This is a genomic window from Stenotrophomonas lactitubi, from assembly GCF_002803515.1.
In the GTDB taxonomy this organism is placed as follows: domain Bacteria; phylum Pseudomonadota; class Gammaproteobacteria; order Xanthomonadales; family Xanthomonadaceae; genus Stenotrophomonas; species Stenotrophomonas lactitubi.
The window spans coordinates 537,731-550,772 of record NZ_PHQX01000001.1 but is presented as its reverse complement, the minus strand read 5'-3'; the positions used below and the strand labels follow the sequence as shown (position 1 = coordinate 550,772).

The 13,042-nt window shown below is 63.1% G+C and carries 10 protein-coding genes; 2 read left to right on the top strand and 8 right to left on the bottom strand.

The genetic code is table 11. From position 1 onward, the window contains the following. Nucleotide 1: 1 nt before the first annotated feature. The 4 genes from CR156_RS02560 to CR156_RS02545 are packed head-to-tail and all read right to left on the bottom strand — an operon-like array spanning nucleotide 2 to nucleotide 3,938. On the bottom strand, nucleotides 2-745 hold the full coding sequence (locus CR156_RS02560) for a 3-keto-disaccharide hydrolase (protein WP_409349539.1): 744 nt from the start codon (nucleotides 743-745) through the stop codon (nucleotides 2-4). Between the two features lie 14 nt (nucleotides 746-759). Further along, entirely contained in the window at nucleotides 760-1,335 is a 576-nt protein-coding gene (locus CR156_RS02555; RefSeq protein ID WP_100551793.1) for a gluconate 2-dehydrogenase subunit 3 family protein, read from the bottom strand. Next, the gene (locus CR156_RS02550) at nucleotides 1,335-3,020 is read right to left on the bottom strand and encodes a GMC oxidoreductase (protein WP_100551792.1); all 1,686 of its coding nucleotides are present in this window, start codon (nucleotides 3,018-3,020) and stop codon (nucleotides 1,335-1,337) included. Before CR156_RS02550 ends, CR156_RS02555 begins: the two co-directional genes overlap by 1 nt. Before the next feature lie 27 nt (nucleotides 3,021-3,047). Then, the gene (locus tag CR156_RS02545; protein WP_100551791.1) at nucleotides 3,048-3,938 is read right to left on the bottom strand and encodes a hydroxypyruvate isomerase family protein; all 891 of its coding nucleotides are present in this window, start codon (nucleotides 3,936-3,938) and stop codon (nucleotides 3,048-3,050) included. 1,047 nt (nucleotides 3,939-4,985) lie between these two features. Here CR156_RS02545 and CR156_RS22635 point away from each other — a divergent pair. Further along, nucleotides 4,986-6,908 carry a hypothetical protein gene (locus CR156_RS22635; RefSeq protein WP_133120038.1) on the top strand — a complete coding sequence of 641 codons (1,923 nt, stop codon included), beginning with the start codon at nucleotides 4,986-4,988 and terminating at the stop codon, nucleotides 6,906-6,908. Between the two features lie 65 nt (nucleotides 6,909-6,973). Here the strand turns inward: CR156_RS22635 and CR156_RS02540 are convergent, their stop codons facing one another. After that, a complete protein-coding gene (locus tag CR156_RS02540; protein WP_100551790.1) occupies nucleotides 6,974-7,549 on the bottom strand; it encodes a single-stranded DNA-binding protein in 576 nt (191 codons plus the stop codon). Nucleotides 7,550-7,744: 195 nt separating this feature from the next. Next, nucleotides 7,745-8,137, bottom strand: a complete 393-nt coding sequence (locus CR156_RS02535; RefSeq protein WP_100551789.1) for a hypothetical protein — start codon at nucleotides 8,135-8,137, stop codon at nucleotides 7,745-7,747. 113 nt (nucleotides 8,138-8,250) lie between these two features. On the opposite strand from CR156_RS02535, the gene CR156_RS02530 reads away from it, so the two are divergent. Continuing rightward, complete coding sequence (locus CR156_RS02530; RefSeq protein ID WP_100551788.1) at nucleotides 8,251-9,282, top strand: LacI family DNA-binding transcriptional regulator; 1,032 nt, start codon at nucleotides 8,251-8,253, stop codon at nucleotides 9,280-9,282. A gap of 94 nt (nucleotides 9,283-9,376) precedes the next feature. Here CR156_RS02530 and CR156_RS02525 read toward each other — a convergent pair whose 3' ends face one another. Both CR156_RS02525 and CR156_RS02520 read right to left on the bottom strand, forming a co-directional pair. Further along, entirely contained in the window at nucleotides 9,377-11,431 is a 2,055-nt protein-coding gene (locus CR156_RS02525) for a PAS domain-containing sensor histidine kinase (RefSeq protein WP_100551787.1), read from the bottom strand. Continuing rightward, nucleotides 11,421-12,917, bottom strand: a complete 1,497-nt coding sequence (locus CR156_RS02520; RefSeq protein ID WP_100551786.1) for an ATPase domain-containing protein — start codon at nucleotides 12,915-12,917, stop codon at nucleotides 11,421-11,423. Before CR156_RS02520 ends, CR156_RS02525 begins: the two co-directional genes overlap by 11 nt. Nucleotides 12,918-13,042: the final 125 nt, after the last annotated feature.

Below are 13,042 nucleotides of genomic sequence, written 5' to 3'. Positions count from 1 at the left end.
GTTACAGTTCGCGCACCCAGATGTTGCGGTAGCTGACCTTGGAATCATGCTCCTGCAGATAGATCGGCGCGCACGCATGTGGCGAGTACGAGGGCGCGCCGATGTACTCGGTCTTGCCCGCCAGCACGGTGTCGTCCTGCACCAGCACGCCGTTGTGCAGCACGGTGATACGCGCGGGCGAAGTGAGCCCGCCACCCGGCGAGAAGCGCGGTGCCTTCCAGAGGATGTCGTAGGCCTGCCACTCGCCCGGGGCACGCGAAGCGTTCACCCGCGGCATGGCCTGCTTGTAGATGGAGCCCGCCTGGCCGTTGGCATAGGTCGGATTGTTGTAACTGTCGAGCACCTGCAGCTCATACTGCTCCTGCAGGAAGATGCCGCTGTTGCCCCGGTTCTGGCCGTCGAAGCCCTTCGTATCGGTGGGCGTGCGCCACTCGACATGCAACTGGATGTCGCAGAAGCGTTGCCTGGTGCGGATGCCCTTGCTGCCCGGCACCACGGTCAGCGCGCCGTCGGCTACGGTCCAAGGCACGCGCCCACCCTGCTCGGACTCCCACGCGGAGACATCCCTGCCATCGAACAGCACGATCGCGTCGGAGGGCGCTCTGCCCGCGGGCGTGGCCACCACTGCAGGCACAGGCGTCCACACCTCGGTTTTCTTCGGATCGCGCGCAGGATCGGCACCGGCCTGTGCGAATGCGGGCGCTACCATCAGCAGGCCGGCGGCAAGCAACAGAGAGCGGATCATCACGGCGTTTTCCATCAGCTGGTCCCCCACGCGGGCATGCCGGCAACATAGGCGAGGTCGCCGTCGTAGCGGCCCGGCACGGCAACGTACTGCAGCACTTCGGTCGCACCGACCTTCGAGGTGAAGAAGCCGAAGATGGCCAGCTGCTTGATCATCGTGAAGTAATGCGGCATCGCTTCTCCTTCCTCGGCAGTGCCGGTCTCGGTCACCTCGACCGCGTGTTTCCTGGCCTCTGCGTCCAGCGTGCGCAGCAGTTCGGTGCGGGCCTGCGGCGCAAGTGAAACGAAGCGGCCACCGGCGCGCTTATCGATATCGGCCAGACCGGCGCGGAACGTCGCCTGCTGCCGGGCGGTGTAGCAGTCGCTGACGAACGTCGCCATGAAAGCACCGGCGCCGGCGTCCTTCGCCCCCGGCGTCTTCGTCCGTGGCAGGATGGTCTCGGCGATCTCGTCCAGCGTGCCGACATCGGCGTCGGAGAAGTGAGGCTTCGTACCGGCAGCCGGCGCCTGCCCATGAACAAGCGCAGGCAGGCCGACCATGGCCGCGCCGGTGGCGGCGACGATCATCTTCAACAGTTCGCGGCGATCCATCAGAGATTCCCCGCTTTCAATTCGCGCACGGCATGGTCGGCCGCGCGCGCGGTCAACGCCATGTAGGTCAGCGAGGGATTCACGCAGGCGCTGGAGGTCATGCAGGCACCGTCGGTCACATAGACATTGGGCGCATCCCACACCTGGTTGTGCTGGTTCAGCACGGAGGTCCTGCGGTCACGACCCATGCGCGCGGTCCCCATCTCGTGGATGCCCTTGCCCGGAGCGTAGTCGCTGTCGTGCATCTCCACGTCCTTGACGCCGGCCGCCTCCAGCATCTCGGCGGCATCGGCAGCCATGTCCTTGCGCATCGCCAGTTCGTTGGCACGCATGGCTACGTCCATCGCCAGCACCGGCAGCCCCCACTTGTCCTTGCGGTCGCGGTCCAGGCGGATGGTGTTGTCGTGGTGCGGCAGCATCTCGCCGAAGCCGGTCATGCCGATGCGCCAGTCGCCCGGCACGGTCAGCGCGTCCTTCAGGTCGGCACCGATGTTCAGCTCGGCGATCTCGCGCGACCAGCCGGTGCGGCTGGCACCGCCCTGGTAGCCGAACCCACGCAGGTAGCCGCGCTTGTCAGTAGCGATGTTGCGGAACCGCGGAATGTAGAAGCCGCAGGGACGACGCCCGAAGTAATACTTGTCCTCAAAGCCCTCGACCCGGCCCGAGGCGCCAGCACCAAAATGATGGTCCATCACGTTGTGCCCCAGTTCGCCGGACGAAGAGCCCAGCCCGCCTTCCCACACATCGGTGGCCGAGTTCATCAGCAGCCAGGTCGAGTTGAAGGAGGACGCGTTGAGGAAGATGACCTTGGCCGTGTACTGGTAGGTCTGGCCGGTCTCTGCGTCGATGACCTCCACGCCGCGCGCACGCTTGCGGTCCTTGTCGTAGAGCACTTCCTTGACGATCGAGAAGGGCCGCAACGTCAGGTTGCCGGTCTTCATGGCCGCCGGCAGCGTTGCCGACTGGGTCGAGAAGTAGGCGCCGAAGGGACAGCCGAGAATGCACTTGTTGCGGTACTGGCAATTGACGCGGCCCTGCTCCGGCATGGGCTTGGTGATGTTGGCGGTGCGCGAGTGGATCATGTGCCGCGTTCCGCCGAAGGCTTTCTGGATCCGCGCGGCCACGTCCTTTTCGACGATGTTCAACGGGATCGGCGGCAGGAACTCGCCGTCCGGCAACACGTCCAACCCTTCACGCGTGCCGGCGATGCCGGCGAACTTCTCCACATGGTCGTACCAGGGTGCGATATCGGCGTAGCGGATCGGCCAGTCAGCGGCGATGCCGTCCTTCAGGTTCGCTTCGAAATCCAGGTCGGAGAAGCGATAACTCTGACGGCCCCACATCAGCGAACGGCCACCCACGTGGTAGCCGCGGAACCAGTCGAATCGCTTGGTCTCGATGTAGGGCGACTCCTGTTCGTCGGCCCACATGCCCTGCAGGTTCTCGGCCAGGGCGTAGTCGCGCATCAACACCGGGAAGGCAGCCTTCATCGCCTGTGTAGGCCGGTTGCGATGCGGGAAATCCCACGGCTCCTTCATCGCATTGACGTAGTCCTTGACGTGCTCGATGTTGCGTCCGCGTTCCAGCATCAGGACCTTCAGGCCCTTCTCGGTCAGCTCCTTCGCCGCCCAACCGCCACTGATTCCCGAGCCAACAACGATGGCGTCGTAATGATTATCTGCCATGGGTCTATCACCTGGGTGGATATCGTTTCAGACGTCGCAGAGGCGGATCGCCTCGCGCAGCGAGCCGACGGCATCAGGCGCTGCAGGCATGAATTCCTGCGCCAGATAACCATCGAAACCGGTGTCGCGGATCGCGCGACAGATGGCGGGGTAATTGAGCTCCTGCTGGTCCCCGATCTCATGCCGTCCAGGCACGCCAGCGGTGTGGTAGTGCTTGAAGCAGGCGTGGTGCCTGCCGATGGTGGCGATGATGTCACCCTCCATGATCTGCATGTGATAGATGTCGTACAGCAGACCGAAGTTGTCCGAGCCGAGCCGCTGGCACAGCTGCACGCCCCAGGCGGAGTGGTCACACAGGTAGTCGTGGTGGTCGACCCTGGAGTTCAGCAGCTCCATCACCAGCACCACGCCGCGCTTCTCGGCATGCCCGAGGATGCGCTTGAGGCCAGCCTCGGCGTTGGCCATGCCGTCCTGCGGGTCCATGCCGTTGCGGTTGCCGGAAAAGCAGATGAGATTGCGATAGCCGGCATCGGCGACCAGGTCGATGTGCCGCGTGTAGCGCTCCACCAGCAGATCGTGGAACTCACGGCCGGCAAAGCCCTTGGTGAGGCCCAGCTCGGCGCCGTTGCACATCGAGCTGTATACGCCATGCGCCTTCAGCGTGGGCCAATCCTCCGGGCCCACCAGGTCAATGGCGGCAAAACCGATGCCCTTCACCGTCTGGCAGAGCTGGGCGACCGACAGCTGCGGGAAGGTCCAGCGGGCCACGGAATGCTTCAGGTTGCCCTTGAGCGGCGCAGTGGCTGCAAACGCAGGCAGAACGCCCGCAGCGCCGAGGCCGAGACTGCCGGCAACCGCGATGCGCAGCGCATCGCGCCGCGTGAGCCCCGGGCCCGGTCTGATCGAATGGATGGACATCCACTTTCCGGCCTCCCAACCGGTATCAAACGCTGACGATTTCGCTGCAATGCAATCGATTGCACCATGGGGAGGAAATTGTTTTTTTGCAAGACGCAGTGCACGAAAGTCCATGCTGCGGGGCACAACACCAATGACGTGCCAAGTAATCAAGCGCCCAGGCGCGCGATCCGCGCCTGCGACATCCCTACCAATCGCGTAAAGGCCGCCCCGAGGTTGACTGCCCTGGCATAGCGGACCCGTCTGGCCATCGAAGTCGCGCCGCTGAGCCTGCGCGTGCGCCTGGTGCGCCCCTGCCTCTCACCCACCACGAGTTCTGGCGAAAACGCGTTCCCACATCCGGGGCATGTAGCAACCGGCCTATGAGCCGCGGGTGCAGGGCGTAATAGGCAGCGCCCGCGACAGCAGCGGGCGCGTCCCAACGCTTGAGACGACGGTCGAATCGCTATGGCGCGCGGCAACCGAGGAGAACGCGCCGGTACGCACTCCCGGGGCCGATGACGCGGTGGATCGTATGAACGCGGCGGGGTGAGGGATTCTGGAGTATCACCACTCAGATTACCAACTGCATTATGGAAACCGCCGGGACGCAAGTAGAATGCTGATGCCGCATTCAGGACATGACCAAGGATGGGAAATAGCTCAAAACGAGGCTTCACTCAGGGCGTCACAGTAGAGATGGAGGATTTCGGCGTTGTGGTACAGGTCCACAATCGTGGATTTGGCTTCGCATGCTGTTTGACTGGCGATCGGAATCGCGAGATTTTCCTTAATGAAAGCCGGATTTCATCTCTCAAATCGATAAATAGCCAGCTACTAGGTCGCCTAATCCGAATGCGCGTGGTTGGACAGCCAGACGGCCGTCTATCCGCAAGCAGTGTCAGGCCACTCGCTCCAACCGACGCAGACACTATCGAACTGGCTCGGCAGCATCTTGCGCATAGAGAAGCCTCGTCGGATGCCGACGTCGGCCCTGCCCCTATTCTTCGATTACTAGCGGGTATTAGCCCGGCAATCGACCGCTTGCTGCATCCAATGATTGATGCAATGACGGAAGCAGAGTGGCTCTCACCTGCAATGCTCGACACCTTAGCTCTTGCGCCACAGCCAGTATGGAAGCGCGCCATTTCGCACCATCTTAACGCCAGGACGCCGCGTGCAGTAGAGACACTATTCGACCAAATCAAGGATAACAAGAGGGAAATTGACATCACATGGCTTAAGCCAATGTGGGAATCATTACCTGCCCACCGAGATCAGTTACAACGCATCGCATTTGCAAATAGGACGCAGATGTTGGTTTCGGAAGCAGCGCAATGGGCACGTCTCGCCCTCGAAAACCAGCCCCAAACTGGGACCAACTGGTGGGATGTCCTTAAGGAATCGATAAAATCGGGACTGCCATTGGATTCGCACTGGCTGCAGTGGGAAAAATGGACAGACGCGCCTTGGACAACAGTCGCAATCGCCTTACAAAAATGTGACGCAGATCCAGGCAATTCAATCGAACGACTTAGCTACATTGCGAATCAATCCCACGAAGTTGGGCGCATGGACGCAACTCTTGTTCTCTCCAGCCTCAACCATAATGATCAACGCTTATCCGACATGTGGATCCCACAGTTAGGAATTGACACGCCGGAAGAGATGGCGCACGCCCTGAGCGCCCAAATGATGACTGCGCGAGCAGCGGAAAAATGCGCTGCGACTTACATCAACGGATTGGGGCTGCCCACAGAAGATATCGCTTTGCATCAACTGGATGGAAGCACGACGGAATGGCAACAGATGGATCTGCGCGTAGGCGGAAAGCATGGCGTGGATGTTAAAAACCTCCGGCGCAACATCAACGGCGGGATACAGTCCAGCCGCTGGAAGGTCAAGGGCTTCAAAAGCGATGCTGCCGGTAACGATGTAACACTGTGCGGGGTCAGTAGCCCTTACACATGGAAGACTGGTGGCAGATTAAGGTGCACAACTTCAGAATACATGCGGGTTCTGGGCGTCACAAAATCAATAGAAATATATAAACTTCTAGAGCAATTCAAAGATATTTTCACGCTACGAACAAATCCAGTTTCAAGACTGATTGAGCTACCGGCTTGGGCATGGGACTACCCAAAGGCTCAGTACGAGGAGCGCGACCAGGCTATGGCGGTGCTGCGTAATTCCCTTTCATCCTTAGAAAAAACTGCAGTTGGTCGGCGCTGCATCACAGCAATTCCACCTGTACTCTTTTCATTCTGGGGCATGGAACCTCCCGGAAATGACCGCCTGACCACGCAACAGAGAGACTTCCTGGATCTTCTCCGATCATCCCAATCGAATCGCATCGCAGCACGACAGGAAGTATGCGTTCCACGACTTCCTTGGCTCTATCTTTTCACTCTTCACGCATGGGCACGCTGGCGCGCCGCGAGTGAATTGGCAGATACAAAATCTATTCTAAGCATTCTGAGATGGCACGCTCATTCACCCGAAGATGCTATGCATGCCGCATCCCTAGCGCGAACAGCCAGAGCCAGAGATCTCAGAATTACAGACCCATCAATTTTCCAAAATGACCCGGCTTCCAACCAACCATCAGCAGTTTCAGGCATAGGAATTATCGATCCCGCCAACATGATAGAGACGCTGCTAAACGCACTATCTATCCTTGAGAAGCACGTCTCCCGGTCGCAGTTTATTGCCATTTCGGACATCACCATCTATTACAACGGTGTACTGGTTGGCACTTTCCCCGACGGACAGCGGAAGACCCTACTGGCACATTGTGGAGGACGACTAGAAGAAAAGAACGTTGAATGCGGACATCGCCCTCTGGTGTACGGCAAGCAAAAAACTTGTGCTTGTGGACGACTCATATGCGAAAAGTGCGGTTCCTGCGCCGACCCTCGCTATGAAACATGTGCTGACCAGACAGAGCGGCACGCTCGGTTACGGCTGAAAAAGAAAGTACTTAGGCGGTAAATCAAAAACCCCGGCAGCCTCAAGGCCCTGCCGGGGTTTTGTGCTGTCTGCAGCCAGGCCGCCAATCAGAACGGAATATCGTCGTCAGCGAAGTCGTCCATCGGCGGCGCCTGCTGCGGCTGCTGCTGCGGACGCTGCTGGCCGTAGCCGCCGCCTTGGTTGCCGCCCTGGTTGTAACCACCTCCCTGGCCGCCACGCGCGTTGCCGCCGCCACCGCCACCGCCGCCGTACTCCTGGCGCGGGGCCTGCTGGCGCTGCGGACGCTCGCCGCCACTGAAGTTGCCACCACCACCGCCGCCGCCTTCACCGCGGCCGCCCAGCATCTGCATTTCGTCGGCGATGATGTCGGTGGAGTACTTCTCCACGCCGTCCTGGCCGGTGTACTTGTCGTAACGCAGGCTGCCTTCGACGTACACCGAGCTGCCCTTGCGCAGGTACTCACCAGCAATTTCGCCGAGCTTGCCGAAGAACACCACGCGGTGCCACTCGGTACGCTCCTGCTGGTTGCCATCCTTGTCCTTGCGGACACTGGTGGTGGCCAGGCTGATGCGGGTGATCGCCATACCGCCCTGGGTGTACTTCACGTCCGGGTCGTTGCCGAGGTTGCCGACCAGGATGACTTTGTTGATGCCGCGCGCCATAGATGGGTTCTTCCGTTGTCCGGGGCTGCTCCAGTGATAGCACACCCAGCGGGGTGCCGATACGCTGGGCCGCCCACGGTTGAGAATGGGGGATATCGGAATGGGTCATCTTACCATTCCTGCCAGCCCCACCCCGTCGGGAAATCGCTGGATCCGCGTCGGATCCAGCCGCGATCGAGGCGTGGCGGGTGCGGCTCAGGCGCCGGCAGGCCGCGCCCGATCCAGGCCGGTGATGCGGGTGACCTCCCCCACCGCGACCACCTTCGGCCCCTCATGGCAGTGGAAGCGCAAGCCAGGCCGGATCCGTGGCCGATGGACCTGTAGCCGCAGCGTGTCATTCAGTACCGACATCCTCGCCAGCAGCATCTGGTCAACCGGCAGCGGCACATCGCAGGCCCAGCTGTCGCCGCTGGGAAGCACGAAGTCGGGCCAGATCATGAACAGCTCCAGCTCGCCCGATCGCTCGGCGTAGGCGAAATCCCAGCGGATGCCGTTCCTGGGCGGGCTGAGGCGACCGCCTTCATCAGCTCGCAGGATCCGGATGCGGGCCTCGAAGTCATCGGCGACCGGGTACAGGCGATACGTCACAGCGCAGCTCCAACGGTGATGCCACCAAGTGTGGCAGCCGGGGCCAAGCGCCGGCCAGCAGCACCGCCGTCCACCCATGGCATCATTCCCCGATCATCCCCCTTCCGGCCCCCATGACCATCAAAGGCAAAGCCACCTCCCTGGACATCGCCCACCTGGCCGGGGTCTCCCAGCCCACGGTGTCGCGGGCCCTGCGCGGCAGCCCGATGGTCAACGCCGAGACCCGCGAGCGCATCCTGCGCATCGCCCGCGAGCTGAACTACAAGGTCGACAAGAACGCCTCCAGCCTGCGCCTGCGCAACGCCGGCACCCTGGCCCTGCTGTTCTTCGAGGACCCAACCAATGACGACTCGCTGATCAACCCCTTCTTCCACTCGATGCTGGGCTCGATCACCCGTGCCTGCGCGCTGCACGGGCAGGACCTGCTGGTGTCCTTCCAGCAGCTGTCCACCGACTGGCAGGCCGATTACGAAGACAGCAACAAGGCCGATGGCATCATCCTGCTCGGCTATGGCGACTACCACGAGTCACGCGACCGCCTGCAGCGGCTGGTGGAACAAGGCACCCACTTTGTGCGCTGGGGCGCGGCCCTGCCCGGCCAGCCGGGGGTGTCGATCGGCAGCGACAACTTCCAGGGCGGGCATGACATCACCGCCCACCTGCTGCAACAGGGCTGCCGCCGTATCGCGTTCCTCGGCCATGCCTCCAGCCACTACCCGGAATTCCAGGAGCGCTATCGCGGCCACGTGGAAGCGCTGCGTGCGCATGGGCTGGCCGCCGACCCGGCGCTGCAGCACGATGCGATCACCACCGAGGCATCCGGTCATGAGGCCTGCCTGGCACTGCTGGCCCAGCACCGTTCCATCGATGCGATCTGCGCGGCCAGCGACTTGATTGCGATCGGCGCGGTGCGCGCCCTGCGCGAGCAGGGATTGCGGGTGCCGCAGGACGTGGCGGTGACCGGCTTTGATGACATCCCGCTGGCGGCCTCGGTGTCGCCGCCGCTGACCACCGTGCAGCAGGACACCAAGCAGGCCGGCCAGCTGCTGGTGGAGAAGCTGCTGGCGCTGATCGGCCGGCAGCCGGTGGAAGGCCAGAGCATCCCGGTGAAGCTGGTGGTGCGCGAGTCGTCGCTGCGCGCATAGCACTTTTGCAGTGCCGAGCTATGCTCGGCAACATGCGTGAGACGCTAGTCCGACGACAGCCGAGCATGGGCTCGGCTCTACAGGACCTACGCCACTACGCGCCGCCCGGCATCGCCGTGCGTACCGCCATGCTGAATTCATCCAGCAGGAACGGCTTGGCGATCATCGCCATGCCTTCATCGAGGAAGGCCGCGCGTTCCTGTGCCTTTTCCGCATAGCCGGTCATGAACAGGATCGGCAGCGCTGGCCGCGATTGCCGCGCGATCTCCGCCAACTGGCGGCCGTTGAGCCCCGGCAGCCCGACATCGGTGACCAGCAGGTCGATGTTCTGCGCCGAAGCCAGGATCGGGATGGCCGCATCCGCATCGCCCACCACCTGGGCGTGATACCCCAGGTCTTCCAGCACCACCGTCACCAGCATCCGTACCTGTTCGTCATCCTCCACCACCAGGATGGACTGGCCGGCACCACGCCGGATCGGCTGCGAGGGTGCAGGCTCGTCCTCCGCCACGGCTTCCGACAACGGAATGAACAACAGCACCGTCGTGCCCTCGCCCAGACTGGACTCGATCGCGATGTGGCCGCCGGACTGCTGCATGAAGCCGTACACCATCGACATGCCCAGACCCGTGCCCTTGCCGATGGGTTTGGTGGTGAAGAAGGGCTCGAAGGCACGCTCGACCACTTCCGGCGCCATGCCGGCACCGGTATCGGCCACCGCCACCATCGCGTAGTCGCCTGCGGGCACGGCGGTGTATTGACCTTGGCGAACGCTGACCGCCGATGCGCGCAGGGTCAGATCACCGCCGTGCGGCATCGCATCGCGCGCGTTGATGGCCAGGTTCAACAGCGCGCTTTCGAACTGGTTGGCATCCAGCGTGGCGTGCAACGGCAGCGGCGAGGGCTCGGCGCGGATACGCACGGCTTCGCCCAGGGTGCTGTGCAGCAGGTGCTGTACCGAAACCAGCAGGGTGTTGATCTCCACCGGCCGCGCATCCAGCGACTGCCGTCGGGAGAACGCCAGCAGGCGCTGGGTCAGTGCCGCCGCACGCTGGGCCGAGGCGGTGGCGGTGTCGAGGAAACGTTCGAGGTCGTCGACCCGGCCCATGTCCAGACGCAGGCGCACGATGTCCAGCGCGGACAGGATGCCGGTCAGCATGTTGTTGAAGTCGTGGGCGATGCCGCCGGTCAGCTGGCCGATCGCTTCCATCTTCTGCGACTGCCGCAGTGCGGCGTCGCTGGCCTCGCGCGCCGCCATCTGCGCTTCCAGCTCACGGGTACGCTCGGCCACCATCGCCTCCAGCGCGTGCGCGTGCTGTTGGCTGCTGGCAAGGGCCAGCTTGGCGGCAGTGATATCGGTGACGAAGACATGGAAGCCGTCGATGCGGCCTTCGGCATCCCGGCGCGGCGAGTAACGCACTTCACAGTCCCGGCGCCCGTACACGCGATGCGGCCAGACGATCTCGAACACCGCCTCACGGCCGACCAACGCCGCTTCCATCGCCGGCCGACGCTGCTGCCATACCGGCTCGCCGATGACCTCGCGCACATGCCTGCCGATCACGTCGCCGGTGGCCAGTTCAAACCAGCTTTCGTAGGCCTTGTTGGCGAAGCGGAAACACAGCGCGCGATCGACGAACGCGATCAGCACCGGCATCGCGTCGGCGATCAGGCGCAGTTCGGACTCGCTGCGTGCCAGCGCCGCGCGGCCATCAGCCAATGCGGTGACCTGGTCGCGCACCACGAACTGCTTCGCGCGTGCACGCAGCGCACCCTGCACTGCGCTGAGCAGCGACATGCTGCCCAGCGGCCGGTCCATCTCCACCACGTTGATCGAGCCGGGCAGCAGCGGTTCGCGGGTGGAACGCCGATAGGAACGCGCCGAGCGCAGCAGGATGAACGGAATGTCCGACCAGGCCGGCTGCTGCTGCAGCGCCTGCAGCAACGCTTCGCTGTCGCGCGCCACTGCTTCCTGGGTCACCACCACCAGCCCGGTGCGGTCATCGAGTTGGCTGGCCAATACCTCCAGACCGGGTGCGATGTGCGGTTTCAGACACGCGTTGGCCAGCACCGCCGCAATGCTGTCAGCATCGCGGCCGAAGGGAGCAACGATGCGGACAACCGTGCCGCCATCATCGCTATCGGACATTGGACTGGCCCAGCAGCGCCGCACTGTCGCCGACGAATTCGGGCGTACCGGTGAGGATGCCCTGGAAATCGGCCAGCGCGGCGCTGACCGTGATGCCGCGCCCGTCGATCTTCAGTTCACGGATGGTGTCCTCGTGCGCACCGCCGCGGTTCTTGATCACCGAGATCGCCTTGCGGATGCGTCCCTTGGCTTCGAAGAAGCGGAACAGCACCACCGCATCAGCGATGTAGGACACGTTGAGGCTGCCGGTGGACATGGTGCCGACCAGCCCATGCTGGGGGTTGATCATGAAGGTCGCCACGCCCTTCTGGTTCAGGTAGGACAGCATCTCGTGCAGCTGCAGCATCAGCTGTTTTTCCTGCGGCATGGCGGTGACATAGCCGTTGAGGCTGTCGATCACCAGCACGCTGCAGTTGCGTTCTTCCACGGCCTTGCGCAGGTTCCAGGAGAACTCGCCGGGCGATATTTCCGCGGGATCGATCTGCAGGATTTCCAGCAGGCTCGAACGCAGGTGCTTGTCCAGGTCGATGTCCAGCGCGGAGGCGCGTGCCAGCAGCGTGCCGACCCGCTCGTCGAATTCGAAGATGCAGCTGCGCTCACCGCGCTCGCAGGCGGCCCACACGTATTGCAGTGCCACGTTGGTCTTGCCGCTGCCGGCCGGACCGGTCAGCAGCGTGGAGGTACCGCGCAGCGGTCCACCGCCCAACAGCCGATCGATCTCGTCCACCCCGCTGCTGATGGGCGTTCCGACGAACCGGCCGTGATGCTCGGAGGCGATCAGGCGCGGGAAAATCTGCACGCCGCCACGACGGATCACCATGTCGTGGTAGCCGGCAACGAAATCGACGCCCCGCAGCTTCTGCACCTGCATCCGCCGCCGCGCAGGGCCGAAGTCCAGGGTCAGGCGTTCCAGCGACAGCACGCCGTGGCACAGGCTGTGCAGCTGGCCATCGCGCTCATCGCCGGTGGACGTCAGGTCGTCCACCAGGAACACCGTCGCGCTTTTGGGCGCGAAGAACTGCTTGAGTGCGAGGATCTGCCGGCGATAGCGCAGCGAATCCTGTGCCAGCAGGCGCAGTTCCGACAACGAATCGAACACGACGCGCGTCGGCCCGATGCTGTCCACCTTGGACATGATCAGGTTGACCGTCTCGTCCAGCTCCATTTCCCACGAGTGCAGCACCGACTGCAGGCGGCCGTTGCCCATCGCCCCTTCGGCCGTACCCAGCTCGAACAGGTGCAGGCCGTCCAGCGACCAACCGTGGGCCAACGCGACTTCGCGCAGCTCCTCGGCCGTTTCCGAGAGCGTGATGTACAGGCAGCGCTCGCCGCGTCGCAGGCCTTCCAGCAGGAACTGCAGGGACAGCGTGGTCTTGCCGGAGCCCGGTGGCCCTTCGAGCAGGTACAGCCGCGCCTGCGGCAGCCCGCCGCCAATGATGCTGTCCAGTCCTTCGATTCCGGTTGTGATCCGCATGCGCGCTCGCATTGACTTCGCTGTATGAGGGGCAGAGCGTATCGGCGCCCCTGTCGACGCATTGTGTGATCCAGCGCACCGATGCCAACGCATTCAGGAAGATTTCACGGCCGCCGCTTCACTGCACCAGCGACCCG

What these genes read in the sequence shown, in the direction of transcription:
- CR156_RS02525 (WP_100551787.1), bottom strand. Translation starts at nt 11,431, where the DNA reads ATGTCCGATAGCGATGATGGCGGCACGGTTGTCCGCATCGTTGCTCCC.
- CR156_RS02520 (WP_100551786.1), bottom strand. Translation starts at nt 12,917, where the DNA reads ATGCGAGCGCGCATGCGGATCACAACCGGAATCGAAGGACTGGACAGC.
- CR156_RS22635 (WP_133120038.1), top strand. Translation starts at nt 4,986, where the DNA reads ATGACGGAAGCAGAGTGGCTCTCACCTGCAATGCTCGACACCTTAGCT.
- CR156_RS02530 (WP_100551788.1), top strand. Translation starts at nt 8,251, where the DNA reads ATGACCATCAAAGGCAAAGCCACCTCCCTGGACATCGCCCACCTGGCC.
- CR156_RS02555 (WP_100551793.1), bottom strand. Translation starts at nt 1,335, where the DNA reads ATGGATCGCCGCGAACTGTTGAAGATGATCGTCGCCGCCACCGGCGCG.
- CR156_RS02550 (WP_100551792.1), bottom strand. Translation starts at nt 3,020, where the DNA reads ATGGCAGATAATCATTACGACGCCATCGTTGTTGGCTCGGGAATCAGT.
- CR156_RS02560 (WP_409349539.1), bottom strand. Translation starts at nt 745, where the DNA reads ATGATCCGCTCTCTGTTGCTTGCCGCCGGCCTGCTGATGGTAGCGCCC.
- CR156_RS02545 (WP_100551791.1), bottom strand. Translation starts at nt 3,938, where the DNA reads ATGTCCATCCATTCGATCAGACCGGGCCCGGGGCTCACGCGGCGCGAT.
- CR156_RS02540 (WP_100551790.1), bottom strand. Translation starts at nt 7,549, where the DNA reads ATGGCGCGCGGCATCAACAAAGTCATCCTGGTCGGCAACCTCGGCAAC.